Origin of the sequence: Bacillus thuringiensis, from assembly GCF_001455345.1 — a bacterium.
Classification (GTDB): domain Bacteria; phylum Bacillota; class Bacilli; order Bacillales; family Bacillaceae_G; genus Bacillus_A; species Bacillus_A thuringiensis_N.
Genome location: NZ_CP013274.1, coordinates 2,601,723 through 2,626,581, shown reverse-complemented (window position 1 = coordinate 2,626,581; position 24,859 = coordinate 2,601,723). Strand labels below are relative to the sequence as shown.

Below are 24,859 nucleotides of genomic sequence, written 5' to 3'. Positions count from 1 at the left end.
TCTATTAGGAACTTACAATTCTCATATAAATATTCACAAATAGGTTCTCTATATTTATTGTATAGAAATTATACAATAAATATATTTTTTTTATTATATACATTAAATTAAGCTTAACCTCTCTTTTCTATAAGTCTCTTAAATTGACTAACTCCTTACCAATATTCAAAAACGACTGCGTTTTTGAATTTGTGTTCTAGCTTTTTTGGAACAGGTAAATAACTACACATAAACTCCTTATATCTCTAGTTAAACTACCGACTAGCTCCATATAAACTCTAGATAACCTATATAGAATACAAGTTATCAAGGAGGTAAGAAAAAATGAATTTTATGAAACGAGCAATTCTCAGTATGAAAAAAAGGATAGGAACATCATTAATTTTGATGGCAGTTTTTCTGATTGTTACAAACTTGGTTCTTTCAGGTTTCACAATCCAAAATGCATCAAAAAAAGCAGCGGATGCTGCAAGAAAAAAACTTGGTGTAGATGTTACTTTAGGTCTTAATTTCGACAAATTAGGTCAAAAAGCTAAGGAATCTGGAGAAATGCCAAATCCGCCGCAGCTCGATGCAAAAGAAACAGATCAATTAGCGGAGTCCAAGTATGTAAAAGATTATAATTACATAACTAATACTTTAGGTATTTCTGATGGGCTTAAACTAGTAGGGGCTTCAGAAGGAGAAGAAGAAGGAAAAGGTAAAGTGGGAATGGCGGCCGCGCGAGGCGGTTCAAGCTCTGGTACAGAAATAGATATGAATGCTTCTTTTATGATTGAGGGAGTTCGCAAGACTGCATTACAAGAAAGCTTTAAAAACGGAAAAAGTAAAATCATTGATGGAAAACCAATAACAGAGCAAATGAAGGAACAGAATGTAGCTTTAATGGAAAAACGATTAGCGGAATTAAACAATTTGAAAGTAGGAGACAAAGTTAAAATACAATCAGGGGATAAGAAGGAAACCCTTGAGATTGAAATTATCGGTATTTACGAAACAAATGAGCAAGCAATGGGTCAACAGGCTCCTCCTATTATGGATCCAGCTAATAAACTATATATGCCACATTCAACTATGAAAAAATTAGAAGTAGACCAAGGTATAAGTAGTGTTCAAGTCGTGTATTTCTTGAATGATCCACAATATATTGATGCATTTAAAAAAGAAGCAAAAAAATCTAATATTGATTTTAATTATTATAAATTAGATGCGCATGATTCATTGTACAAGCAAATGATTGGTCCTATCGAAAATATCTCTTCGACTTCTCAAATGATTATTTATATTGTATCGATTGCAGGTGCGATCATTTTAGGATTAATCATTATGCTATCAATTAAAGGACGTCGTAAAGAAATGGGAATTCTATTGTCTATTGGAGAGAAAAAGTGGAAACTGGTGGCGCAATTCGTAGTAGAAGTAGTGTGTGTCGCTATTTTAGCATTTGGATTATCCATAACAACAGGAGCTAAAGTTTCTCAATATATCGGGGATCATTTACTTTCGAATGAAATTGCTACTGCAAGCGAAGAAACAGATACCTCGCAACATGGTACTGTAATGATGGCTGGACCCGGTGGTACTCTACAAAATCAAAAAGAAGATCCAATTGATAAAATTGATGTAAGTGTAACAGGAGAAGATGTAGGGAAAATGGGTGGAATAGGACTAGCTATTGCTATAATAGCAACGCTTCTTCCAGCATTATCTATTCTACGTTTAAACCCAAAACAAATTCTTTTAAAAGATGAATGAGGAGGCTCGATATGGAGACGATTTTACAGTTTAAAAATTTGGATTATTATTATGAAAGTAACGGAAAAAATGTAGCGATACTAGATAATGTTAACTTTTCTTTTCAAAAAGGACATTTCTACACGATTTTAGGACCATCTGGATCTGGTAAAACCACAACTCTAAGCTTAGGTTGTGGACTAGATGTCCCTAAAAATGGTTATGTACTGTATAATGGCAAAGATATTAGAAAAATTGGTTTGGATCGATACCGTAATCAAAATGTATCTGTAATTTTCCAATCTTATAACTTAATTACCTATATGACCGCTCTTCAAAACGTCTTAACAGCAATGGAAATTACAGGTGTTAAAGTGCAAAATAAAACAGCAAGAGCATTAGAATTATTAGAGAGGGTAGGACTCTCAGAAGCTGAAGCGAAACGAAACGTCCTGCAACTAAGCGGTGGACAACAACAGCGTGTAGCAATTGCTCGAGCACTATCGTGTAATGTTGATTTACTAATTGCAGATGAGCCGACAGGAAACCTCGACGAGGAAACCGCAATGGATATAATAGAACTGTTTCAAGAACTTGCACATAAAGAGAATAAATGCATTATTGTTGTGACGCACTCACAGGAGGTTGCTAAAAAATCAGATCGTGCAGTGTATTTAAGTAAGAAGAAGTTGGTCGTAAATGAAATCTAATATAAACATCGTAGCTTTTTAATTCACATAATTTTCAAAATATAGACCTTTCAAAAGCTTATATTTGATTTATAATAAAATCAAGCCATAATCAAAATGGTCTCCCTGTACTGAATGTTAAAATAGTTTGTTGTTCCCGTTGTAATAATATAATAAAAAGAACTTGTAGGATATTCTACAGGTTCTTTTTATTATATTTGGTTACTTATATCATGGGATAATTACATATAAAAAACGGGACATTACCTAGATTTATGACCTAAATACTGTCCCGTTTACCTACTCTGTATAGTTATTGCAGAATTAAACCTACAATCATAATTAAACTAAATACTATCATCCAACCAAACACACAATAGCCAAAAATTCTAATCCATTTAGGTAATTGATGCATGTTAATTTTATTTGTGGGAACTCCTTGCATGAAAAACATCATTTTTTGATCTCTATCTCTATTATTTTGTTGTTCATACATAATATCATCACCTTTCCAGAACTATTGTGTTTATAGTATATCAGCCTAAAGAAAATTATGTACAGAATAAGAGGGGATAGCATATATATTATGTGGTGAATTTTATAAATAAATGCATTTAATTGCCATAGTTCTAAGCAATAATCCGTTATAAATACTGAAAAAGAGCCCTACATAAATAGGACTCTTTTTCTTCAAATATTAAGTTGCTGGATATAAATCAGAACCAAGGTAACGTTCTTTTATAATTTGAAGATGATGAAGCTCATGACCAGCAATGATGTATGCTAATGCACGAACTGTAACTTCAGAATTATTCGCATTTCCTCTTTGTGACCAAGCTTCATTATCTAAGCTTCTAAGTAAATACAGGGTAGATTGTCGAACAACTATTAAATTCTCAAGAAGATCTTGCATAGATTGCTTATCAAAAGCAGCTCTAAGAACATACATATCATCATTATAGCCTGGAAGTTCTGCTGTCTCGCCTCGAGCGATTGATAGCAATCGATACGCCATAATACGTTCTGTATCTGCTATATGACCCATTACTTCTTTTATACTCCATTTAGTAGGAGCATACCGGAAAAGTCCCTCACTATCAGAAATTTCCTTTAATAAAAGATTCGTTTCCTTCATTTGTTGTTCTAGAATATGTATGATATTTCCGTCTGATACCAAGTTAGTATACGTTGCATAATAGGAGTTATATTCACTTACTTGTGGTCTTATTTGCATACGAATCATCCTTTATGTTTTATGTTTAATCTTTACATATAGCTTATCATAAAAGAATTACAAATTAATCTGAAAGTTTGAAATTGAAATCAAAAATCATGCTTACTTCCGTAGGTGAGCTATAAATATTGTTTCACATATATAGGAAGGTTCAAGTCGAATGTTCTGCATCCGCTAAATGAAGGGACTACTTCATCATCAAAATAACAAAACTTGTTTATGACAAAAAGATAAGTTTTTCAAATATTATTATGTTTTATTAGATCTATTCCAGTTTATTCTAGCAACTATATATTCAATACCAAACACAAATGAAACAAGTAGAATGAACTTAATAAAGACAAGAAACTATCCCGTTAGGGCGAGGCTGCATCAATTTTTTAGCGTGGAAAACACACCTAGATTTCATCGTAGCAAACTAGAAGAAGGGGATTAAAGTTCATCCGTTTTTCTCTCTTGAAAACTAGGATTCAACCCTTTGGAGAGTAAAACACAACCATATTTTATAGCATAAAAAAGCAAAAGGGATGAAGCATTACCATATTAAAACATCAAAATCGGATAGTGTCATAAATGTATTTACTACATTCAAAATGTGAACACTTATTATTCTTTAGCGTGGTTTCAATTTATTGAAAAAGCTATTCTTTCCTATTATTGTATAGAAAGAATAGCCTGTTTTGTCCGTTATATTTTTTTATGTTAGTTCAATTGCTATACGCAGCATGACGTAAAAATCCTTGAAATCCCAGATTAAGAAATACTTCTATATTGAACTGGTGATGATAAGTTAATTAAAGTTGATGGATAGCCGAACTCCATAGAATCATCGATAAATTCTTCTAATTGATGCACGGATTCAGTGATTATTTTCACCAAATAACTATATTGTCCAGCTAATCTGTGGCACTCAAAAACCATGGGATTTTCTTTGCAAAAATCCCTGAATTGCTTACATTTTTTTGATTCAAACAATACAAAAGCCGTTACATTCTTATTCAACTTTTCTGGGTTTATAACTGCCCTATAGGCTGTAATTATACTTTTATCTTCTAACTTTTTAACTCTTTCTTTTACAGCAGGTGTCGATAAGTTAACCATTTTTCCGAGCTCAGTCATAGATACCCGTCCATCTTCTTGCAGTATATATATAATTTTTTGGTCAATGTGATCCATTCTCAATAACTCCTTTTTATTTAATGTAAAATACGTATAATAAATTAAATTTTTAAGTTTACCAGATGAAATAACTCATAATTTGTATTTAAACAAAATTATTTAAAATTTATAATTTTAAGTATATCATGAAAATAATGTTATTGGAGGAATTGAAATGGGACTTGAGATGAGAAAACATTGCGAGAAATGCAATAAGAAGATTGAGGCGCAATCATTAGCCTTTATTTGTACACATGAATGTACATTTTGTGAGGAGTGTACAAAATTAATGAACAATGTATGTCCTAATTGCCAAGGAGAACTTGTTAAAAGACCTAGAGCCCTGTCGAATAGTGTCTGTCCTATTAGTTTATAACAATATTACTTATTAAGTTTATAGTGAAATAGTTTCTAAAAATACTAGATGACGACATTATGATTGTAAAAATGAGAAAAGCTATGGATAACATAAATATGTTACATAAAGGAGTTTTTATATTGAAACATGCCTTGCGTATTATTGATGTACAACAAGAATTAAATGTAGATAATTTTTCTGTTGTTCGAACTAGCCACGAGGATTTGTTTCAACCCATTCATAATAATTACAGATAAATCTATACCAAGGGTACAACTCTTACTGAATAATTATCGGAAAGGATTGTACTTTTTATTTAATATACAATAAATCGATGACTTTAATATCATTGGGTTTGAAACTGAAAAATTACTTTCTCAGATACACAAAATCAATGGATTGTGAAATAGATTTTCACGAAATGTTTGATAATCAAATTGCAATTGTAGAGGATGCTTTAATACACCGAAATACAAAAGAAGAGCAAATTCAGGCTGCGAAGAGTGCCTATGATGATTGTATATTAAAGAATCGTAAACAAGAATATCGTTTCATTTAAAACGAAAAGCCAGCCTATTAGTTCCTGATAAGTCTATAGTTACTACAAAAACAAACAAACTCGTCCTACTAAGAGGGGAGGTTGTTTGTTTTTGGTCTTGATAATGGAATCCTTATGCAAAATTGCACACTATGTTCCATATTTTTTATTGAATACTTTATATCTAGCGTTTCAAGAATTTGTTTAACAATATATAGCCCCAAACCACTTCCTCCAGTATTTCGATTCCTTGATTTTTCAATACGATAAAATGGTTTGAAAATTTGTTGTATATCTTCATCTTTAATATTGACACCTGTATTTGTAATTTGTATTTCGATTTGATCTTGTTTAGAATTCTCGCTTAACTTTATATAGACTTTTTCATTATGTGGTGAATACATAACCGCATTATGGATAATATTTTTACATGCTTTTTCTAAAAGAGCACAATCTGTATAAATAGAAAGATCAGAATCAATTTCTTTTATTATTTCGATGCTTTTTTGAGAAGCAAAAAATTCGAGATCTTTTGTGATTGTACCTATTAACTTTGAAGGATTAACTTCCTCTACTTTTAGTTTGAAGGTGTGTTGTTCTAATTTCGATACGCTTAAAATTTCACGAACTAATTGTTCCATACTCTCAATAATTTGATGATTTTTCTTTAAATATTGATCGCGATTTTGATAAGGGCCAATATTGTATATCATCCCTTCTAAGTATCCTTTCATTACAGTAAGAGGGGACTTTAATTCATGTGCTACAATCGCAAAAAACTCTCTGCGTTTTGTTTCTATTTCTCTTTCTTTTTCAATATCATTTTTTAATTGTTCATTTGCTTTTTTTAAATCAAACATAGCTTGTTGTAAGTTAATAGACATGTCATTTAAACTATTAGATAATTCTCCTAGCTCATCTGTAGAGCGAACCTCAATTTTTTCGGAGAAATCTAAATTTGCCATCTTTTGTGCACCTTCATTAATATAAATAAGTGGCTTTGTAATAAACCTAGAATAAAAATAAGCACTCCCTATACCAATAACGAGCACAATGATACTAATATAAGGGAGAAAGCGCACTAAAACCTGTGAAGCTTCATCAATCGGTTGAAATGTAGCAAAGACTATAAGCGTTAAACTACCATCTTGGAATTGAATTGGTTTCGTAACGTTATATGAATTGCTAAGGGTACTTGCATTCTCGAATCGTGTTGCTTTAGTAACTACTGTTTTTTGCGTACCACTTTGAATAAAAGAAAATGAAGGAGAGTAAATAATTACTCCTTCTTTATTTTGAAGATAAAGCATCGCATTATTTTTTTTGGCGTATTCATCAAAAAGTGGTATCGCATCTTGAAACGTAAGATTTTTAGACTTATCAATGATTTCGTTTATCCCTGTTTGAAGTTGATCTGTTTTATATTGCTCATAAAACGTAGGGAGAAAGAAGTATAAAGTTAAATAAATCAATACTGCAAAGGATAACAAAATGAGAGATGTAGTCATAAAGAGTTTATAAGTAATTTGCTTCATTTTCATGAGTTTCACAATACTATTCATCAATTTTATAACCAATACCCTTTATTGTTTTAATATAAGGGATAGCTAATTTTTTGCGTAGGTTTTTAATATGTGTATCAATTATTCGTGTTTCTCCAAAATAATCGTAACCCCAAACTTTCTCTACGATATTTTCTCTTGTAAGTACTTTTCTCTCATTTTGAAATAGTAGTTGTAGAATTTCAAACTCTTTTGTCGTTAATATAATTTCAACGTCATTTACATATACTCTATATGCATCCACATCGATACGCACTTCTTTAAATATCAAATGACTATTTACATTTTTATCATAACTTCTTCTAAGTACAGCTTCGACTCGTCTAATCAAAACATGAAATGAAAAGGGTTTTGTTATATAATCATCGATCCCAAGATCGAATCCTTTCATTTGATCTTCTTCTTCTTCCAACGCAGTTAGCATAATAATTGGTACGTTTGACTGACTTCGAATCATTTTAGAAACTTCAAACCCATTAAGATTGGGCATCATGACATCTAGAAGAATTAAATCAAATGATTGCTTATTAAATTGTGTCATACCCTCTAGTCCATCTGAAGCGACTACCACTGTATAATGCTGTGTCATTAAAAATTGTTTAATTAATTCCTGAATTTCTTGATCGTCCTCAACCACGAGGATATGATAGTTTTTCATAATATCACCTCTGGTAGTCATTATAGCCGTACAATCTGGAGTTTATGTGGAGTTACAATAGGAAAGTTCATAGAACGTTTACTAGCAAAAAGTATTATTAGCTATATTACTTTTTTTATGGAGAAATAATTGCTTAAAAAACTTATTGTATGAATTGATGTACGATTAATATTTACGAAAAACTAATGTATAATAATGTGAATTGTATGTAGTTTCTTGAAATTTGCGAAAATATACTTTTGCTTCTTTACCAAAAGAGGAAAAGGAATTTCAATATAGAAGAAGCTACCATAATACTAGAGTGTGTGCCAAGAACTTTGGATTTCTTTCATCTAGTTTCTATTTAATCGTTAATCACTACATAACAATGTTCTTGCTAAACCAAAAGTTTAAAGGTACAAACTTGGAGAGATTTATATAATGCTAGAAAGGTTGTGAAATGATTTGATGGGTTATAAAGCGATGCTGTTTGATTTAGATGATACATTACTTGATAGGGATAAAGCAGTAGACACATTGTTTTTATTTGTTTTAGAAAAGTGTTATGAGGATGTTAGTGATACAGTTAAAAACAACATGTTACAGAAATTCAAAGAATACGATAAAAGGGAATACGGCATGAGTGATAAAACGATAGTTTTAGAATCATTGTTTGATGAATTCCCGCCGAAGTATAGATTGCCACGCAATTATATCCAAGATTTTTGGAATAATAATTTCCCTAAATGTTTTTCAATAGACAAAAATACTATTCATTTCTTAAATCATATAAAGAAGCACTTTGAAGTTGGAATTATAACAAATGGCTCAACTCAAAGGCAAAAGGCTAAAATAATTAACACGAAGTTAAACAATTACTTTGATACGGTCATTATTTCTGAAGAAGTGGGATTTAGTAAACCTGATAAACGTATATTCGAACTAGCATTAAATAAGCTAAATTTACAGCCGGAAAATACTTTATTTGTTGGGGATGACTTAGAAAAGGATATTGCTGGTCCTCAAAATGCAAATATAAAAGGTGTGTGGTTTAACCCTCAGAAAATCAAGAATACTACCAAAATACAACCATATGCCGAGATTAACACTTTGAATAGCTTGTTAAGTTATGTTACGCCACAATTTTTTTTTAACAAGTAAAATTAATTTCATTGACCGTATTAGTAATAAAAAAATATATATTTAAAATAAACAACAGAGGCAATTTTGTAAAACAATTTTATTCATACTGTATAAATTATAAAGGGGTGGGACTATGGAAATAAAGAAAGTAGTAATCGATGGAATCAATATTGCGGTCATTAGAAATGATAAGGTATTAATATCCGATGTTCAATCTGCATTAGATACTATGGCAACTGTTCAATATGAGGTAGATGCGAAGCATATTATTATCCATAAATCTTTAATAAGTGAAGATTTCTTTGATCTAAAAACACGTCTTGCGGGCGATATCCTTCAAAAGTTTATAAACTACAAAGTGAAATTTGCTATTGTTGGAGATTTCTCTATGTATACTAGTAAAAGCTTAAAGGATTTTATTTATGAATGTAATAAAGGTAAAGATATTTTTTACTTAGCAACTGAACAACAAGCAATTGAAAAACTAAGTACATTAAAGTAATAATAATACCCCATTAAAATTCCCCTCTTTTTCACATCCCTTATTATTTATAACATATAAGAACTGATGTTTGTGTTAAACTAAGAAATGAATAAAGGGGGAGTTTTCTTGAACAGTTATAATGATACGATACGAAATTTAAACAATATAATTTACAAACCTAACAATTTACTGATTACGAATGTAAAAGAAGAAAAGCAAAACGCAGAATATGCAGGATGTTTATTCCACTTAAATAATAAAACCATTCGTTTTAGAAAATCAAAAATTACTCCTAATAAAATTGGTCAATTTGTTTCTTTTTGGGAGAAAGATGACAATGTGCAAAATCAAGCGTTTTCTTATGACGCTGCTCCTGACTTATTAGTTATCACTTGTATAGATGATAATAAACTAGGACAATTTATTTTCCCTAAAGAGATTCTTCTTAAGGAAAAAATCTTGAGAACACAAAATCAAAAAGGCAAGATGGCTATGAGGATTTATCCGATCTGGGATAGCCCTGTTAGCAAGCAAGCTAAAAAGAGCCAAATGTGGCAGCTTCAGTATTTTGTTGATTTAAGTGATCATAATAATTTATCCATAGACAAACTATTAAACTTGTATTCGTAGCTTCTTATCTTAAGTAATCTCGTGAGTTAGACTTTTTGTACCGGTACAGTTAAACGAAATGTACATTGTTTCAGTACTCCTTCAAATTTACAATCAGCATATACTATTTTAACTTATACATTTTAAGGGGTGCTGACTATGACAAGTCTACAACATAAGCTTTTTACAAGATTGAATCTTGCAAAGCGTACTGAAGTGAAGTTTGAAGAATTAAATACAATTCTCTTTGCATTTGCACACACTATACCATTTGAGAATTTAGATGTTATATCACGTAATTCGAATGCAATTACTATGGAAAATTTAAAGGATAAAATTTTAACTAGATCCCGCGGTGGACTTTGTTATGAATTAAATACTCTTTTTTACTACTTTTTAAAAGATTGTGGTTATGATGTACAACTCGCATTAGGTACCGTATATAAAAATGATATAAACGCTTGGGCACTCGAGGATGGACATATAACGATTATTCTAAATTATGATAACGTACGATACGTAATTGATGTAGGTATTGCTTCTTTAGTACCTCTAGTTCCTGTATCTTTTACTGGTGAGTCTATTTCTTCTAAAAATGGTACGTATCGAGTGAGACGAAAAGATACGAGTAAAGGGAATTACGTTCTAGAAAGAAAAGATACGAACGGTGAGTGGAAAGTATGTCATGCTTTTTATAATCGTATCATTGATGAGGCAGTAGTGAATGATGTTCAAAAAAGAGTAGTAGAAGATGAGAAATCTATTTTCAATAAAGGACCAATTGCAGTCAAATTGACGGAATCTGGCCATGTCTCTTTAACGAATACTAGTTTAACTGAAATGATTCATGGTGAAAAAGCGAAACGTGAAATTACAGAAGATCAATATAGAGAGCTTTTATATACTTTATTTGCTATTGAGTTGTGAATATACAAATAGCCGGTTCTTATTCAGAATCGGCCATTTTACTAATTTTTGATTTTAAAGTTTTTCTTCTAATCAAATGTATAAATTTTATGTTAGAGGTGATGAAATGGGTCACTACAGGCTAGTATATATACTAGTAATACCAATGTTATTATTGTCTACTGGCTGTACAAAAGATAAGAAACAAACTAATAATTCTTCCGGAATTTCATTAGATAGCACTACTTTTAAATCAACTATTGAAAGTACATTAAATCGAGATAAATTGCCTTTTACCAAATCTGGAGGAATTAATTTAGGAATATATAATCTAAACGGAGAAATTGAGAAAGATTTCAACTTTAATATAGAAGCAAATCAAAGTCTTAAAAAATTTATTTCTTTAGGAAATCTAATTAAAACTGAAAGAGTTTATAAGATGTTTCTTCTTGTGGATTATAAGCAAAATAAATTTAAAGTTGATGATAGAGAGTTAGCAAAAGACTTCACCTTTAAAGTAGGGGCGGGAGAAGCAGTGGAAATCCCTATAGAAATTCCCCCATTACCAAAAGGGTTACACGATATAACTTTTGTTATTGCTAAATTCCCAGATAAAAAGATATTGGATGAAGAATTTAGAAAACAAACAGATTCATCAAATCTTCTATTTGTAAGATTCAGTATAGTAGTAGGAGGGGATGAGCATGTAAATAATCAGGTTAAATTTAATAGCTACGGAGAAAAGAAAACAGAGGATATTTTAGATGGTGTTTTTATTGCGAAAGAAAATAATTACAAAAGATGGTTGACTCAAGAAGTTACTAATGAAAAAAAACTAAATTTCTATACGAAGGTTGGAAATAATAGTAATACAAGAAAACAATATGCATTAGTACAATTCTTTGATTGGAAGCAGATGAAATTTATAGATAATAAAGATGTATTATTTTATGATTTAGAACCAAATACAGTTTATACTGTAAAATCTCAAATTCCTATAAACAAAGAAAAAGGAGTGTATGATTTAACGCCTATTTTAATACATAATCCTTTTCAAAAAGTAACAGCATACAATCAACAAATAGATACAGCGATTAGAGTCGGAGTAAATGTAGAGGATTAATAAATAGAAATGCAAGAGGGAAATACGGTGATATATTAACTAGGCTTAAAATTGAGTCTAGTCTCTTTTTTATGTATAGAAAAAGAATAAAGAAATCGTAGAAGCTAATGAAGTGACATTTTTAACTAAAACAACTGTTAAAGTTTGATTTTCTTAATAGATATAATACACTAGAACAGTATGAAAAAGTATAAACAATGAATTTTGAATGTAAAGGAAGATTTTTATGTCAATTATCGATAAATTGAAACTTAATAAGTATACGAATATGGTTGTTATTAATGAACCAAGTGATTACGAAGTTTTTACAGGGAAAGAAACTGTATTTTCAAAAGAACACGATGCCATTTTTATTTTTGTAGAAACACTTGATGAAATGGTGAAACAAACGAATTTTATTATTAGTAATGAAGAATTACTAATTGAAAAAGGTTACGTGTTCTTCGCATATCCGAAAAAAGGTAATGCTCGTTATAGTACTTTTATTCACCGTGATGAGATGTTTCCGGCATTAAACGTTGGAGAAGATGGTTATGTGGGAGAAAGCGATATTAAATTTGCACGAATGGTAAGTATGGATGAAGTCTTTACTGTTGTAGGTTTAAAACGTGAAAAGAAAAAAGCGACGAAAACGCCTGCAATGAGCCAATGTGTAGCTGATTATGCAAATCGAATTCAAGATGTTGAAGCTTTATTAGCTAATCACCCAACTGAACTTAAGTTTTATCAAAGTTTAACACCTGGATACAAAAAAGATTGGGCACGTAATCTTTTTTCTGTAAAACAAGAAAAAACACGTGAAAAACGTTTTGAAAAAATGATTGAGGTTCTATCACAAGGCTATAAAACAATTGATTTATTCCGCAAAAAGAAAAAATAAGATTAGGAAAGTCACAATGATGCAACAATTAATTGCGATCAGTACATTGAAAAAAGTATTCCTTCCATTATACTAAGAAATGTTCTTATATTTATATAATTAGTAAAAGAGAAAAGGTGTTTGAAATGAAATCGTATATTGTAGTTGGAGCTGGAATTTTAGGAGCGTCTACTGCCTATCATCTTGCTAAGGCTGGCGCGAACGTTACTATCGTGGATCGTCAACAAGTAGGTCAAGCAACGGATGCAGCAGCAGGTATTGTCTGTCCATGGCTTTCGCAACGTCGTAATAAAGCATGGTATAAAATTGTTAAAGGCGGTGCACGTTACTATTCTTCGTTAATTCAGCAATTAGAAGAAGACGGTGAAACGGATACAGGTTACAACCGTGTAGGTGCAATTAGTTTACATACTGATGAGAAAAAACTAGATCAAATGGAAGAGCGAGCTTATAAACGACGTGAAGATGCACCAGAGATTGGTGAAATTACGCGTTTATCAGCTGAAGAAACGAAAAAATTATTCCCGGCATTATCAGAAGAATATAGTTCTGTTCATATTAGTGGTGCTGCACGAGTAAATGGAAGATTATTACGCAACGCATTAATAAGCGCTGCGAAAAAACATGGTGCAACTTTTATAAAAGGCGATGCAGTATTAGTCCGTGAAGGTAACCATATTACTGGAGTTAAAGTAAACGATGAAACAATTTTAACAGAAAAGGTTATTGTAACTGCAGGTGCATGGGCAAACGAAATCTTAAACCCTTTAGGAATTAATTTCTTAGTTACGTTCCAAAAAGGACAAATTGTTCACCTGCAAATGGAAAATACAGCAACAGAAAATATGCCAGTTGTTATGCCGCCAAATGATCAATACATTTTAACATTCGATAATGGCCATGTCGTAATTGGTGCAACACATGAAAATGATACTGGTTTCGATCACCGTGTAACGGCTGGTGGTTTACATGAAGTTTTCCATAAAGCATTAACAGTTGCACCTGGATTAGAAAATGCTACAATGCTTGAAACGAGAGTTGGATTCAGACCATTTACGCCTGGATTCTTACCTGTTATTGGTCCGCTCCCTAATTTTGAAGGTATTCTCGTTGCGAACGGATTAGGTGCTTCAGGTTTAACTGCAGGTCCATATTTAGGGTCTGAACTTGCTAAATTAGCTCTGGGACAACTAATTGAATTAGATTTAAATGATTATGACGTTTCTGGGGCAATTGAATAATATGGGGTACTGCTAACATTTAGAAAAAAAACATGCTAAGCGAATTCGACAGGGAATAAGTATTTTTCCTTCGTCAAGAGTAAGCCTGTTTATGAAAAACAAAATTCTTTAAAAATAGAGGGCCGACACCATAAACCTGCATTATTAATGTAGAATTGTGATGTCGGCTCTTTATTTTTATTTATTTAAAATATATTTTCGAGAGAAGGTTAAGCAATGAGAGCACCATATCAAGTATTGATATTTCCTTATATAAAAACTGACGATTCTATTCAATATGCGATTTTCAACCGAAGTGATTATGGTTATTGGCAAGGGATAGCTGGTGGCGGAGAAGACGGTGAGATTCCTATTGGATCAGCAAAACGGGAAGCGTTTGAAGAGGCTGGTATTACAAGTGAATGTTCATATATACAATTAGATTCTGTGTCTTCACTACCAGTAGAGGATGTGGTTGGAGAATTCCTTTGGGGAGATGAGGTTTATGTAATAAAAGAGTTTTCTTTTGGAGTTAAAGTCCCTACAAAAAACATCTCATTATCTAAAGAACACTTCAATTATAAATGGTTATGCTTTGAGGAAGCAGTAACGCTTTTGAAATGGGATAGCAACAAAACAGCATTGTGGGAATTAAACAAAAGACTATTAAAACAATAAAAGTGTTAGCTAACAAAGATATTAGTGAAATAAGAATTCAATAATTTAAAAAAACCTTGCTACACTACATTTGTAACAAGGTTTTTTTCTTAGTGTCGTTTTTTAAAATCAAATATGGATTTGGCATGGCCAATAAACTAAGAGCACTTGCACTAAGAAAGGCTTTATACAGTCGCCTCTAAAAAATGAAAATAGTTAGAAATATTTTTATGTTGTACGGTTTTTGACTATGAATAGCGGAATACATATTAAGTATTCAACAGTTCAAATAGAACAAGTCCTCTTTTTATTTTTAAGAAGAAAGATGACTCGTTTTATGCTAAAATTCGCTTAGTGTATATTTTCGTTAAAATGTGGGTGGACCCCCTTTTAGCAAAACCGGAGTGGAAATGATGAGTATAAATAGTTTTGTGGAATTAATAAAGGACGAATTATTAAAAGAGGTAAGTATAAGAAGTGAGGATGAATTCGAGCCTGTAGTAGTTAAAGATATTCCTAGACTTTGGATTTGTTTAGGAAAAGGTAATTATGCTGCAGTATTCATGCACAAAGAATACAAAGATTGGGTAGTGAAAGTTTATGCGCGAGAAGGGGAAGGAATTGAAAAAGAGTCAGAAGTATACCGCAGAATCGGAAATCATCCTTCTTATTCAAAGCTTATATATAAAGGAGAAAATTTCATAGTATTGAAACGTTTAAAAGAAATTACCTTATACGATGCTATTCATAAGGGGATTAAAATTCCTAAACAGGTGATCCTTGATATCAATAAAGCTTTAGAGTATGCAAGAAAACAAGGATTAACTCCTTGTGATGTTCACGGGAAAAATGTGATGATGGAAAAAGGAAGAGGTTATGTAGTCGATGTATCTGATTTCTTAAAAGCAAAAGAAGATAGTAAGTGGAGAGACCTAGAAAAGGCATATTTTACATTTTATTTACCTTTCATTTATAAATTGCCTTTCGATGTTAAAATACCGTATTTTATGTTAAACATTGTTAGACATTCGTATAGAAAATATAAGAAACTTAAAAAGAAATTCGAATTGTAAAAGAATCACATACTTATAAGTGAACCACTAGCAAACAAAAGGACCGTACATTTTAGATATGTCTAATATGTACGGTCCTAATCTTTTTTATGTATACATATTTTTGTTAGTTATATCACTATCAATTCCAAAACGAGATATTTTGAATAAATGAAACCGTTAAAATAAGTGTTGATGCGGAACCAGCAGTTAATAACATTACTATTTTTCGTCCATTCTGTTCTTTTGAAGGTTTTATAAGTTCTGTAATCAACACAATCCATATTATTATAGAAACTATAGAAATAATATTTATAGACATATGTAACACATCCCTTCGTGTTTTTACATAAACATTTCTTTTTTTATAAAATAAAAGCAGTCTAATAAGAAAATATGTACAGCATTATAAATCAATATTTTCCTGTTAAACTACCTTTTTTAAATAGAAATACGACTGATAAAATAATAACAACAGCCTTCAAGCTGCCCCAATATGGATAAATAGCATGATTTGTTAGATTAGCATGCTGAAAAATGTTCTCTAATCCATAAATCCCAATAATGACTGCTAAAAGAAAAGCGGCTTTTCTAATAGTTGTATTACGATAGAGGGTAAATAAATATAGTGCAATTATAAGTGGTAAGATGATTTGTAGTAAAATTGTCATAAGTAGCTCCTTAGTTTATTTATAATGATATTATATACAAAATTGTAATAAAAAGGAATTAAACTTATTTAATACTAATAAGATCACTCTAATCATATTCTTCTATTAAAAAGAATATAGAGGAGTGTAAAGTTAATTGACAAAAGTGAAGGTTCGTTTACGACCCATTGTTCATCACATAAATTTACCCACTGTAATAAAAACAGCTATTCTTCCAGGTGAATCGGCTGAAAGACTATTTATTGCAACTCAATTAGGGGAGATTTTCTACATAGGAGACGGAGTCATAAAAACATTTTTAAATATTCGTCCGCGAATTATTAAATTAGGTACATTTGAAGAAGGTGTTGCTAGTAGCGGCTATGATGAACGTGGATTGCTTGGACTAGCATTTCATCCTCGATTTTATCAAAACGGTTTATTTTATCTTCATTATTCAGTAGCTGGAACTCAAGGACCTGGTGCACTTTCTGAACAATTTAAACCGAATCCTTGTGATCCTAAAACGTTAAACTTAAAGTGGGTTAATAGAAATACGCAATATGATCATATCGATACAATTGAAGAATGGATTTTACAATCAAACGGTCAACCTCAAAAACGCAGAACATTACTTAATATAAAACGTCCATTTTTTAATCATAATGGAGTAAATACTTTAAATTTTTCTCCTGAAACAGGAAAACTTGTTTTTACAAATGGAGATGGTGGATCAGGTTATGATCCGTTTAATTTAAGCCAAGATGATTTAGAAATAGCGGGTAAAATAATTGAAATCGATGTAAGTAGAGATACAGTCATAAATAATCCTCCAGTCGTTACACGCTTTAATGAACTTCCTCTATCAATACAAGAAACACTTACAGTAATTGCGAAAGGGGTTCGCAATATAACCGGTATTTCATTCCAAAGGTTTTATAACCAATATATTAAATATGCAGGTAATGTCGGACAAGATATTGTAGAATCTATTTTTTCATTTGTTCAATATAAACCAATACCGGTTACCGAACTTGTTCAAATGCATGTAATGAGATTCACTCCCAATCAAGTTGGATTTATTAATTTTGGTTGGCGGGGATGGGAAGGAGAATTACCTACTTCTTTTATAAGGCACTGTTCTGAGAATCCTACTTTGGATGAGAGGGCAATGGCTTATTATAATGAAACAATAGAATTATCTGCAAAGCGTATTCAACCACTAATTAGTTATTTTCATAAAGACTCCAGACCAGATAAGTTTGCTGGAACTTCACTAACAGGCGTTCAGCCATATATGGGAACTGCAATCCCCAATTTAAATGGTAGTGTTGTATTTACTGACCTTGCTAGGAAAGAAGATTCTCGGCCACCAGTAAAGGGTGTTTTAGCATATACTAAAGCTGGTACAGACGGTAAACATACTGACTTTCATGTTATTGAAACCAATTATGATTTTGGCACGCAAGCAGCTTATTATATGAGTTTAGGAACAAATTTGGATCAAACTAGGTTATATTTAGGAGTTTACAGTTCTATGAAAGTAACTGATTTTAACAAAGGTACCATATTTGAAATTATTCCTTAATACGATATACACTCGTAGTTTAATCATACAAGGAATTCACTTTGTTTTAAAACGTACAATTTATCCCCCTAAAAACTTTTTTGTATAGTAACTCATAACAAGTAGAAAGCAGCTCATAAACCAATAGTGTATGAATAAGATAGAAAGTGATAAATTAGATATCTTTAGGGGGTATTTTGATGAATCGGTTTGTACGTTATTGGTGTCAACTTATGATAGAGAATGATGCGAACTTTGTTCATACAAAAAAATTGTCCCTAGCAAATAAGCTAGTCATTACAGCTTTAATGAGTGCTTTGGCCACCATGTTTCAAGCAGCAGGTAACTTAATTCCTGGTATAGGGTTATTCATTAGCCCATTTGCGACATTACCAATTTTTTTGGCTATTTGCTACTCTATTCGTGAGGGAGTACTTTCTTATCTTCTTACTATTCTCCTATTATTTATTATTGAGCCAAGTGAACTAATTGTTTTCCCCTTTACTACAGGTTTATTAGGTATAGCCTTAGGACTTTCCTTTATACAATTCAAGAGGAGAATTTGGGTTGTTTCCTTTTCTTCGATTTGTCTACTTATAGGAATTATGATTGTTCTAGATATTTTCCGTTTTCCAGTACTTGGTCCTACTATTTATACAACTATGGATATAAAAATTATTTTATCAATATTTATACTGAGCTTTCTATACTGCTGGATCTATGCAGGGCTTTGTAGAATATTGTTGAATAGAGTATATAGAGTATGGTTTTAACACTTGTATAGAATGGAGACTTAAAACATGTATAACGTTGCAATTAGGAGACCAAATTCGGATGATTTAGAGGAACTACACTTATTTTTCCGTATAGTTATTACGAATACATATAAAGACGAAGGATTATCACAACTATTGGATGACATAGAAAATGAAATTAACATGAAAAAGCAATATTTGAAAACAGATTTTGATAGTAATGGAGAAAAACGTTACTTTTTATTAGCAATTGATACAAATAACGATAAAATCATTGGAACAATTGAAGTTGGTCCAGCAAGTACGTTGATTAATAGTTGTACAGGCGATGTACTTAAGGATTTGTATGAAATAGGAACTGTTTTTATACTGCCAGAGTATCAAAAAAAGGGTATCGGAAGTTTGCTACTAAACACAATGTTTCTTACGTTACTTAGCAGAGGAATAACAGAATTCTGTTTAGATAGTGGCTACAAAAAAGCGCAAAGTATATGGACGAAGAAGTTTGGAGAGCCTAGTTATGTACTAAAGGATTACTGGGGAGAATCAAGTGATCATATGATTTGGAAGAAGAGTTTACATGATACACCTATAATATTTGAATTATAAAATGAAATATGCCTCTTAGCGTAGCTTTTCTTACATATGTATGCTATTATTTATCTTTATAATAAAAGAGGACGTGAATGAACTTGATTAAAATTAATATTCCTGAAGCTGATGTTTCAATTACTGAACGTAAACAAGTTATTAAAGGAGACGAGCCAATAATCACTCCAATTAATGGTTTTATCGATTTCCACTTGTTCCCTAGAGATAAAGGCGGCATTTTTATGTTTTACAATATTAATGACGAACTTCTTTTCGTAGGTAAGGCTCGTAAAATTAGACAACGTATTAAGAAGCATTTTGAAGACAATGTTTCACCAATTAAAAATCACCGTGATGAAGTATACCGCATTGATGCATGTATCGTAGAAGATCCAACAGAAAGAGAAATTTACGAAACATATATCATTAATGAATACAAAGCAAAATATAACGTTGATAAAGTATTCTATAAATAAGTAATAAAAAAACAATCCTAGCACACATACTGGGATTGTTTTTTATTTAAAATTAGTCCTCATATTTTTCTCCTTTTTTCAAATGATTTGCAACAATAAAGCAGCATACACCTATACATATAAGTACAATTCCAATCGTTTTATGTTTTCCCTCAAAGAAAGGAATATCAGAAATAACATTTGTCATACATAACCCAACGAACACAAGAATAGGTCCTATCCACAGTAATATATTGCCTAATTTCGTATGTTGCCACATAGTAATCCTTCGCACCTCCTTTTACATATATATCCATAAAATAAAAGTAAATTCATAGAGAAATATAGTTTTTTTCATATCAAAAATTTACCCTTCATATATTGGTACAAGCAAACAAGAAAGGGGACCATCATGAATTGGTTAGAAGCTTTTATATTAGGGATTATACAAGGTTTAACAGAGTTTTTACCGATAAGTAGTACAGGACATCTTTATTTAGGAAGACATTTGTTTCAATTAGATGAAGCAGGATTGTTTTTAGATACGATGCTGCATATTGGCACTTTACTTGCGTTGTTTATTTATTACAAAAAAGAATTTATATATTTAATCAAAAATCCATTATCAAAACTAATGCTACTACTTATTGTCGGAACGATACCCGCAGTTGTAATCGGATTGTTATTTAAAGACTTTTTTGAGGATATTTCAAAAACAGGTATTACGATTGGTTGGGAGTTTTTAGTGACTGGATTCTTTCTCTACATGGCGGATAAACAAAAGAATGGTCGTAAAAAAATGGACGACATTACATATAAAGACGCATTTATCATCGGTTCATTTCAAGCGGCTGCTATTTTCCCAGCAATTTCTCGTTCTGGTATGACAATCGTCGCTGCGTTATGGAGGAAGTTAGACCGCGAAACTGCTGCTTACTTTTCCTTTTTATTATCAACGCCAGCTATTGTCGGAGCTATCATTTTGCAATTTGTAGATGTTTTTCAAGGGAAAGCAGAATCTATTTCTAGTACATCTTTAATTGTCGGAACGTTATCAGCTGCGTTTTTCGGTTACATAGCCGTTTCATGGATGATTCAATATTTAAAACGTCACTCCTTAAGAGTATTCGCGTATTACGTATGGGGATTAGGTATTTTAATTTTAACGTTGCAATTTACTGATGTATTTTAAGTATAATGATAAAGAAGTTAATTAGTTTAAGATCCTGTTTCATTCATACAAAGCAGGATCTCTTTTTATTAAGGGGGAAAACATGTTTAATAAGGCTATCGTTATTGGCGGAAGTATGGCAGGAAAGCTCGCAGCAAAAGCTCTATCAACTTCTTTTAAAGAAGTAATCATTATAGAAGCTGGTGAAAGATGGGATGGAAAGTCTTCGAGAAAAAGAGTTCCACAAAGTAATCATCCTCATGTGTTATTAAAAGGTGGAGAAAACGCAATTGAAAAATTGTTTCCTACTATTACGAATAAATTAATAGAAGCAGGTAGTATCGTAAATAACTTTACTCGTGATTTAAAATGGCATCAATTTGGTTTATGGAAACAGCAATTCACAGGAGAAGTACATATGATTCAACAAAGTAGGTTTTTGCTTGAATGGCATATTCAAAAACGAATACATCAAATTCCAAATATCACCAGTAAATTTGGGACACTGGTTGAAGGATTATTAGTAGATGAAAAGATTAACAAAGTATGTGGAGTAAAAGCTAAATGTTTAGAGACAGGCACACAAGAAGAAATACAAGCAGATATTGTTGTTGATGCAAGTGGATTTAGTTCAAAAAGCATATCGTGGTTACGTGAATACAATATCGAAGTGCAAGAAGAGAAAGTACGTATTGATTTATTTTACGCAACTAGAATGTTTAAGCTTAAAGAAAATGAGAAATTAGACTGTTGTAATATGCTAATGTCTCCAAGTTTTCCTGACAATCCGTATGGTGTTCTTATTCAAACGATTGAAGATAATCGTTATTTTGTTACTTTCAGCGGATATGCAAATGAGAAAGCACCACAAACAGATGAGGAATTTTATAAGTTTGCTGAAAATCTATCAATTTCTAATGTTACGGATTTCCTAAATAAAGCGGAGGCAATTTCAGAGATCAAAACGTATAAAATTCCTTATCAAGTACGTCGGAGATTTGATCTCACTACAAATATGCCAGAAGGATTATTAGTCGTTGGAGATGCACATTGTCGTTTTGATCCTGTTTTCGGGCAAGGTGTTTCAGTTGCAGCTATGGAAGCTCACCAATTGCAGTTACTTTTACAAAGGAGACAAAAGCTCGATCATGCATTTACACAGCAGTTTTATAAAGAGACCGCTCATATCATACAAACTCCTTGGGAAATGACAACAACGGAAATATCACGTCATCCACAGCTAAAAAGAGAATTAACGATAAAACAAAAATTTCAGCTATGGTATACGAAACAAATATATCAACTATCTGCAACTGATTCTGATGTTTATATTCGATTAGTAAAAGTGATGAATTTAATTCGTAGTCCATTTCATCTTTTTCATCCGAAAGTGCTACTTGCTGTGTTACTGAAACGAAAGAAATAGCAGGAAAATAGTTGATTAAAAAAGAATATATAACAGTTAGTAGATATAGAAGGAGTAAATGCGATGAAAATATACATAGAACAATTAAAGAAACACGATGCTAAAGATTTATTTACGTTTGAACTTACGAATAAATCTTTTTTCGAAACAATGGTACCAAATCGTGGCTCGCAATATTTTGATTTTGAATATTTTCAAAAACTACTAGACGATTTATTAATAGAACAGGCGGATGGAGAATCTTATTTTTATTTAATTTGTAACGAAGAAAATGAAATTGTAGGACGAATAAATTTAGTAGATATAGATTCGGAAACTCGAAGCAGTTCGCTAGGATATCGAGTTGGAGAAAAGTTTACTAAAAAAGGAGTTGCAACTGCAGCTGTAAAATTAATTTTAGACGTAGCGAAAAATAAGGAAATTAATGAGATTCATGCTAAAACAACTTCTAATAATCTCGCATCACAAATTGTATTAGAAAAAAGCGGGTTTTCTTCTTATCATAACGAAGCAGATACAACATCTGTAGAATTAAATGGAGAACATGTGAATTTTGTACATTATATTTGGAGAAATACTTCGCGTTTATAATAAGGGGGACTTATTCATGAATGATTTACGTTATCCAATTGGGCAATTTACATACAAACGTCCTATAACTGAAGAAATGATTGATACATGGATTCAAGAAATTGAAAATTTACCTAATGAACTAACGAAGGCAATCAAAGATTTAGATCAGAAACAGTTAGACACACCATACCGCGTTGGCGGATGGACAGTTCGTCAAGTAGTCCATCACGTTGTGGATAGCCATATGAATAGCTATATACGCTTTAAATTAGCACTAACAGAAAAAAATCCAACGATTAAACCTTATAAAGAAGAGAAGTGGGCAGAATTACCTGATTCTAAATTACCAGTAGATGTTTCACTAGTAATGTTAGATTCATTACATAAAAGATGGGTTAACCTTTTATATTCTTTAGAACTTGAAGATCTGGAAAAGACATTTAACCATCCAGAGACTGGTGAAACAAAACTTGCTGCTGCAATAGGACTATATGCATGGCACGGACGTCATCATACAGCTCATATAACTTCATTAAGAAATCGACTAAATTGGTAACATGGATATTACTTTAGAGAAGGCAACAGAAAATGATGCAGCAGTTTTATTTCAAATGCAAATAGACTCATTTAGCCCTTTATTAAATAAATATAAAGACTATGAAACAAATCCAGCAAATGAATCCATTGAAAAAACTATTTTAAGGATAAATAATCTTAGCAGTAACTATTATTCGAGCCTTGTTGGAGCGATATGTATATCTCAAAAAGAAATACCATTTAAATTTTGGATTAGTCCAATGTTCATTCATCCAAACTATCAAGGGAAAGGAATCGCTCAGAAGGTACTTATTTTAATCGAAGAGATGTTTCCAGAAGCACGAAGTTTTGAACTTACTACGATTTTAGAAGAAGAAAGAAATTGTTTTCTATACGAAAAGATGGGATATAAAAGAACGGAAGTAATAAAGAAATTAAATGATAAAACTACACTTATTTATTACAAAAAAGAAAGGTAAAGCATTTGAAATACGCTTTACCTTTTTATGTTATTTAAGATTAAATATACAAATTTAATGCATATTCTTCCAAAATACTCGGGTTAGTAATTTAGAAAGTGAATAAACATACGAAAAGACGTTATTTTGTCGTATAGGTTACTAACGCTTTTTGAATGCTTAAAACACTATCGTCACCTTTAAATTCCTTCGTAATTGGCGTACTCAAACTAGATACCCAAATTTTAAGCTCAGCATCTAAATCAAAATGCCCAGCTGTTTCAATGCTAAATTGTGTAATGCTTTTATAAGGGATAGAATGATACTCTGTTTTTTTACCTGATATCCCTTGTTTATCTACTAAAATAAGACGACGATTTGTAAATACGATTAAATCACGAATTAATTTATAAGCATGTTCAACTTTCTCATCTTCTAACATAATCTTCTCTAAATCACGTTCTACACTTTCTGTACTCGTATTTGATGCATTTCCTAAAATACCGCTAAATAAACCCATAGGAAATTCCTCCTCCATTATTTGTGGAATGTGTTACTTATATTGTACCATGCTATTTACTAAGAAATTATGATATTACTTTAGTAGTTTCTGGTTATTATTGCAATTCATTTATATAACCTCATCTTAATATCTTATGCTAATATGTAAGTAAGAAAAAAGAAGCAGAGGG

At 31.5% G+C, this 24,859-nt stretch carries 30 protein-coding genes and 1 pseudogene; 22 read left to right on the top strand and 9 right to left on the bottom strand.

Annotation, left to right across the window (positions count from 1 at the left end):
* Positions 1-324 precede the first annotated feature (324 nt).
* Together ATN06_RS13680 and ATN06_RS13675 are read left to right on the top strand one after the other, a co-directional pair.
* The gene (locus ATN06_RS13680) at positions 325-1,755 is read left to right on the top strand and encodes an ABC transporter permease (RefSeq protein WP_060631088.1); all 1,431 of its coding nucleotides are present in this window, start codon (positions 325-327) and stop codon (positions 1,753-1,755) included.
* A gap of 11 nt (positions 1,756-1,766) precedes the next feature.
* Positions 1,767-2,444, top strand: coding sequence for an ABC transporter ATP-binding protein (locus tag ATN06_RS13675; protein ID WP_000447852.1), 678 nt, complete (start codon positions 1,767-1,769; stop codon positions 2,442-2,444).
* A 292-nt stretch (positions 2,445-2,736) separates the two neighbouring features.
* Here ATN06_RS13675 and ATN06_RS13670 read toward each other — a convergent pair whose 3' ends face one another.
* The 3 genes from ATN06_RS13670 to ATN06_RS13660 all read right to left on the bottom strand — a co-directional run bounded on the left by ATN06_RS13670 (position 2,737) and on the right by ATN06_RS13660 (position 4,833).
* On the bottom strand, positions 2,737-2,919 hold the full coding sequence (locus tag ATN06_RS13670; protein ID WP_060631087.1) for a hypothetical protein: 183 nt from the start codon (positions 2,917-2,919) through the stop codon (positions 2,737-2,739).
* Positions 2,920-3,120: 201 nt separating this feature from the next.
* Entirely contained in the window at positions 3,121-3,657 is a 537-nt protein-coding gene (locus tag ATN06_RS13665) for a DinB family protein (protein ID WP_060631086.1), read from the bottom strand.
* Between the two features lie 753 nt (positions 3,658-4,410).
* Positions 4,411-4,833, bottom strand: coding sequence for an Lrp/AsnC family transcriptional regulator (locus ATN06_RS13660; RefSeq protein ID WP_000349584.1), 423 nt, complete (start codon positions 4,831-4,833; stop codon positions 4,411-4,413).
* A 157-nt stretch (positions 4,834-4,990) separates the two neighbouring features.
* On the opposite strand from ATN06_RS13660, the gene ATN06_RS13655 reads away from it, so the two are divergent.
* On the top strand, positions 4,991-5,191 hold the full coding sequence (locus ATN06_RS13655) for a DUF1272 domain-containing protein (RefSeq protein ID WP_000522150.1): 201 nt from the start codon (positions 4,991-4,993) through the stop codon (positions 5,189-5,191).
* A gap of 403 nt (positions 5,192-5,594) precedes the next feature.
* Positions 5,595-5,732, top strand: coding sequence for a hypothetical protein (locus ATN06_RS29225; RefSeq protein WP_003274441.1), 138 nt, complete (start codon positions 5,595-5,597; stop codon positions 5,730-5,732).
* A 68-nt stretch (positions 5,733-5,800) separates the two neighbouring features.
* Here the strand turns inward: ATN06_RS29225 and ATN06_RS13645 are convergent, their stop codons facing one another.
* Positions 5,801-7,273 carry a sensor histidine kinase gene (locus ATN06_RS13645; RefSeq protein WP_060631085.1) on the bottom strand — a complete coding sequence of 491 codons (1,473 nt, stop codon included), beginning with the start codon at positions 7,271-7,273 and terminating at the stop codon, positions 5,801-5,803.
* Complete coding sequence (locus ATN06_RS13640) at positions 7,266-7,931, bottom strand: response regulator transcription factor (RefSeq protein WP_060631084.1); 666 nt, start codon at positions 7,929-7,931, stop codon at positions 7,266-7,268. The genes ATN06_RS13645 and ATN06_RS13640 overlap by 8 nt, the downstream gene beginning before the upstream one ends.
* 447 nt (positions 7,932-8,378) lie before the next feature.
* On the opposite strand from ATN06_RS13640, the gene ATN06_RS13635 reads away from it, so the two are divergent.
* The 9 genes from ATN06_RS13635 (at position 8,379) to ATN06_RS13595 (ending at position 16,005) form a co-directional block, all read left to right on the top strand.
* The gene (locus ATN06_RS13635) at positions 8,379-9,071 is read left to right on the top strand and encodes an HAD family hydrolase (RefSeq protein WP_060631083.1); all 693 of its coding nucleotides are present in this window, start codon (positions 8,379-8,381) and stop codon (positions 9,069-9,071) included.
* A gap of 115 nt (positions 9,072-9,186) precedes the next feature.
* Positions 9,187-9,555: a DUF4180 domain-containing protein gene (locus ATN06_RS13630; RefSeq protein WP_000403460.1), complete on the top strand. Its 369-nt coding sequence runs from the start codon at positions 9,187-9,189 to the stop codon at positions 9,553-9,555.
* Positions 9,556-9,642: 87 nt separating this feature from the next.
* Positions 9,643-10,167: a MepB family protein gene (locus ATN06_RS13625; RefSeq protein WP_088116186.1), complete on the top strand. Its 525-nt coding sequence runs from the start codon at positions 9,643-9,645 to the stop codon at positions 10,165-10,167.
* Positions 10,168-10,305: 138 nt separating this feature from the next.
* The gene (locus ATN06_RS13620) at positions 10,306-11,073 is read left to right on the top strand and encodes an arylamine N-acetyltransferase family protein (RefSeq protein WP_060631081.1); all 768 of its coding nucleotides are present in this window, start codon (positions 10,306-10,308) and stop codon (positions 11,071-11,073) included.
* Positions 11,074-11,179: 106 nt separating this feature from the next.
* Complete coding sequence (locus ATN06_RS13615; RefSeq protein WP_060631080.1) at positions 11,180-12,175, top strand: hypothetical protein; 996 nt, start codon at positions 11,180-11,182, stop codon at positions 12,173-12,175.
* Positions 12,176-12,401: 226 nt separating this feature from the next.
* On the top strand, positions 12,402-13,055 hold the full coding sequence (locus ATN06_RS13610; protein ID WP_060631079.1) for a YdeI/OmpD-associated family protein: 654 nt from the start codon (positions 12,402-12,404) through the stop codon (positions 13,053-13,055).
* Positions 13,056-13,180: 125 nt separating this feature from the next.
* The gene (locus ATN06_RS13605; RefSeq protein WP_060631078.1) at positions 13,181-14,296 is read left to right on the top strand and encodes an NAD(P)/FAD-dependent oxidoreductase; all 1,116 of its coding nucleotides are present in this window, start codon (positions 13,181-13,183) and stop codon (positions 14,294-14,296) included.
* Between the two features lie 216 nt (positions 14,297-14,512).
* Positions 14,513-14,953: an NUDIX hydrolase gene (locus ATN06_RS13600; protein ID WP_060631077.1), complete on the top strand. Its 441-nt coding sequence runs from the start codon at positions 14,513-14,515 to the stop codon at positions 14,951-14,953.
* A 392-nt stretch (positions 14,954-15,345) separates the two neighbouring features.
* On the top strand, positions 15,346-16,005 hold the full coding sequence (locus ATN06_RS13595; protein ID WP_060631076.1) for a protein kinase family protein: 660 nt from the start codon (positions 15,346-15,348) through the stop codon (positions 16,003-16,005).
* Positions 16,006-16,126: 121 nt separating this feature from the next.
* On the opposite strand, the gene ATN06_RS13590 is transcribed toward ATN06_RS13595, so the two are convergent.
* Together ATN06_RS13590 and ATN06_RS13585 are read right to left on the bottom strand one after the other, a co-directional pair.
* Complete coding sequence (locus ATN06_RS13590; RefSeq protein ID WP_060631075.1) at positions 16,127-16,306, bottom strand: hypothetical protein; 180 nt, start codon at positions 16,304-16,306, stop codon at positions 16,127-16,129.
* A 91-nt stretch (positions 16,307-16,397) separates the two neighbouring features.
* Positions 16,398-16,655: a hypothetical protein gene (locus tag ATN06_RS13585; protein WP_060631074.1), complete on the bottom strand. Its 258-nt coding sequence runs from the start codon at positions 16,653-16,655 to the stop codon at positions 16,398-16,400.
* A 136-nt stretch (positions 16,656-16,791) separates the two neighbouring features.
* Between ATN06_RS13585 and ATN06_RS13580 the strand changes: the two genes are divergently transcribed.
* From ATN06_RS13580 to ATN06_RS13565, 4 genes are all read left to right on the top strand, one after another.
* Positions 16,792-18,222, top strand: a complete 1,431-nt coding sequence (locus tag ATN06_RS13580; protein ID WP_060631073.1) for a PQQ-dependent sugar dehydrogenase — start codon at positions 16,792-16,794, stop codon at positions 18,220-18,222.
* Positions 18,223-18,401: 179 nt separating this feature from the next.
* Complete coding sequence (locus ATN06_RS13575) at positions 18,402-18,974, top strand: hypothetical protein (RefSeq protein WP_060631072.1); 573 nt, start codon at positions 18,402-18,404, stop codon at positions 18,972-18,974.
* Between the two features lie 27 nt (positions 18,975-19,001).
* The gene (locus ATN06_RS13570; protein WP_060631071.1) at positions 19,002-19,565 is read left to right on the top strand and encodes a GNAT family N-acetyltransferase; all 564 of its coding nucleotides are present in this window, start codon (positions 19,002-19,004) and stop codon (positions 19,563-19,565) included.
* Between the two features lie 77 nt (positions 19,566-19,642).
* Entirely contained in the window at positions 19,643-20,023 is a 381-nt protein-coding gene (locus tag ATN06_RS13565; RefSeq protein WP_001048941.1) for a nucleotide excision repair endonuclease, read from the top strand.
* Between the two features lie 52 nt (positions 20,024-20,075).
* Here ATN06_RS13565 and ATN06_RS13560 read toward each other — a convergent pair whose 3' ends face one another.
* A complete protein-coding gene (locus ATN06_RS13560; protein WP_060631070.1) occupies positions 20,076-20,282 on the bottom strand; it encodes a hypothetical protein in 207 nt (68 codons plus the stop codon).
* A 132-nt stretch (positions 20,283-20,414) separates the two neighbouring features.
* Between ATN06_RS13560 and ATN06_RS13555 the strand changes: the two genes are divergently transcribed.
* From ATN06_RS13555 to ATN06_RS13535, 5 genes and pseudogenes are all read left to right on the top strand, one after another.
* A complete protein-coding gene (locus ATN06_RS13555; protein WP_060631069.1) occupies positions 20,415-21,194 on the top strand; it encodes an undecaprenyl-diphosphate phosphatase in 780 nt (259 codons plus the stop codon).
* An 82-nt stretch (positions 21,195-21,276) separates the two neighbouring features.
* Complete coding sequence (locus ATN06_RS13550; protein WP_060631068.1) at positions 21,277-22,599, top strand: NAD(P)-binding protein; 1,323 nt, start codon at positions 21,277-21,279, stop codon at positions 22,597-22,599.
* A gap of 63 nt (positions 22,600-22,662) precedes the next feature.
* Positions 22,663-23,190, top strand: coding sequence for a GNAT family N-acetyltransferase (locus tag ATN06_RS13545; protein WP_060631067.1), 528 nt, complete (start codon positions 22,663-22,665; stop codon positions 23,188-23,190).
* Positions 23,191-23,206: 16 nt separating this feature from the next.
* Positions 23,207-23,728 (top strand): YfiT family bacillithiol transferase, encoded by a 522-nt coding sequence (locus ATN06_RS13540; protein WP_060631066.1) that lies wholly within the window; start codon positions 23,207-23,209, stop codon positions 23,726-23,728.
* A gap of 1 nt (position 23,729) precedes the next feature.
* Positions 23,730-24,188 (top strand): annotated as a pseudogene (locus ATN06_RS13535) (GNAT family N-acetyltransferase); the annotation flags it as partial.
* A 121-nt stretch (positions 24,189-24,309) separates the two neighbouring features.
* Here the strand turns inward: ATN06_RS13535 and ATN06_RS13530 are convergent.
* Positions 24,310-24,687: a PH domain-containing protein gene (locus ATN06_RS13530; protein WP_060631064.1), complete on the bottom strand. Its 378-nt coding sequence runs from the start codon at positions 24,685-24,687 to the stop codon at positions 24,310-24,312.
* Between the last annotated feature and the right edge of the window lie 172 nt (positions 24,688-24,859).

Bases quoted from the DNA above. Each gene is read 5' to 3' on its own strand.
- ATN06_RS13680 (WP_060631088.1), top strand. From the start codon at position 325: ATGAATTTTATGAAACGAGCAATTCTCAGTATGAAAAAAAGGATAGGA.
- ATN06_RS13675 (WP_000447852.1), top strand. From the start codon at position 1,767: ATGGAGACGATTTTACAGTTTAAAAATTTGGATTATTATTATGAAAGT.
- ATN06_RS13670 (WP_060631087.1), bottom strand. From the start codon at position 2,919: ATGTATGAACAACAAAATAATAGAGATAGAGATCAAAAAATGATGTTT.
- ATN06_RS13665 (WP_060631086.1), bottom strand. From the start codon at position 3,657: ATGCAAATAAGACCACAAGTAAGTGAATATAACTCCTATTATGCAACG.
- ATN06_RS13660 (WP_000349584.1), bottom strand. From the start codon at position 4,833: ATGGATCACATTGACCAAAAAATTATATATATACTGCAAGAAGATGGA.
- ATN06_RS13655 (WP_000522150.1), top strand. From the start codon at position 4,991: ATGGGACTTGAGATGAGAAAACATTGCGAGAAATGCAATAAGAAGATT.
- ATN06_RS29225 (WP_003274441.1), top strand. From the start codon at position 5,595: ATGTTTGATAATCAAATTGCAATTGTAGAGGATGCTTTAATACACCGA.
- ATN06_RS13645 (WP_060631085.1), bottom strand. From the start codon at position 7,273: ATGAATAGTATTGTGAAACTCATGAAAATGAAGCAAATTACTTATAAA.
- ATN06_RS13640 (WP_060631084.1), bottom strand. From the start codon at position 7,931: ATGAAAAACTATCATATCCTCGTGGTTGAGGACGATCAAGAAATTCAG.
- ATN06_RS13635 (WP_060631083.1), top strand. From the start codon at position 8,379: ATGGGTTATAAAGCGATGCTGTTTGATTTAGATGATACATTACTTGAT.
- ATN06_RS13630 (WP_000403460.1), top strand. From the start codon at position 9,187: ATGGAAATAAAGAAAGTAGTAATCGATGGAATCAATATTGCGGTCATT.
- ATN06_RS13625 (WP_088116186.1), top strand. From the start codon at position 9,643: ATGAATAAAGGGGGAGTTTTCTTGAACAGTTATAATGATACGATACGA.
- ATN06_RS13620 (WP_060631081.1), top strand. From the start codon at position 10,306: ATGACAAGTCTACAACATAAGCTTTTTACAAGATTGAATCTTGCAAAG.
- ATN06_RS13615 (WP_060631080.1), top strand. From the start codon at position 11,180: ATGGGTCACTACAGGCTAGTATATATACTAGTAATACCAATGTTATTA.
- ATN06_RS13610 (WP_060631079.1), top strand. From the start codon at position 12,402: ATGTCAATTATCGATAAATTGAAACTTAATAAGTATACGAATATGGTT.
- ATN06_RS13605 (WP_060631078.1), top strand. From the start codon at position 13,181: ATGAAATCGTATATTGTAGTTGGAGCTGGAATTTTAGGAGCGTCTACT.
- ATN06_RS13600 (WP_060631077.1), top strand. From the start codon at position 14,513: ATGAGAGCACCATATCAAGTATTGATATTTCCTTATATAAAAACTGAC.
- ATN06_RS13595 (WP_060631076.1), top strand. From the start codon at position 15,346: ATGAGTATAAATAGTTTTGTGGAATTAATAAAGGACGAATTATTAAAA.
- ATN06_RS13590 (WP_060631075.1), bottom strand. From the start codon at position 16,306: ATGTCTATAAATATTATTTCTATAGTTTCTATAATAATATGGATTGTG.
- ATN06_RS13585 (WP_060631074.1), bottom strand. From the start codon at position 16,655: ATGACAATTTTACTACAAATCATCTTACCACTTATAATTGCACTATAT.
- ATN06_RS13575 (WP_060631072.1), top strand. From the start codon at position 18,402: ATGAATCGGTTTGTACGTTATTGGTGTCAACTTATGATAGAGAATGAT.
- ATN06_RS13570 (WP_060631071.1), top strand. From the start codon at position 19,002: ATGTATAACGTTGCAATTAGGAGACCAAATTCGGATGATTTAGAGGAA.
- ATN06_RS13565 (WP_001048941.1), top strand. From the start codon at position 19,643: ATGAACTTGATTAAAATTAATATTCCTGAAGCTGATGTTTCAATTACT.
- ATN06_RS13560 (WP_060631070.1), bottom strand. From the start codon at position 20,282: ATGTGGCAACATACGAAATTAGGCAATATATTACTGTGGATAGGACCT.
- ATN06_RS13555 (WP_060631069.1), top strand. From the start codon at position 20,415: ATGAATTGGTTAGAAGCTTTTATATTAGGGATTATACAAGGTTTAACA.
- ATN06_RS13550 (WP_060631068.1), top strand. From the start codon at position 21,277: ATGTTTAATAAGGCTATCGTTATTGGCGGAAGTATGGCAGGAAAGCTC.
- ATN06_RS13545 (WP_060631067.1), top strand. From the start codon at position 22,663: ATGAAAATATACATAGAACAATTAAAGAAACACGATGCTAAAGATTTA.
- ATN06_RS13540 (WP_060631066.1), top strand. From the start codon at position 23,207: ATGAATGATTTACGTTATCCAATTGGGCAATTTACATACAAACGTCCT.
- ATN06_RS13530 (WP_060631064.1), bottom strand. From the start codon at position 24,687: ATGGGTTTATTTAGCGGTATTTTAGGAAATGCATCAAATACGAGTACA.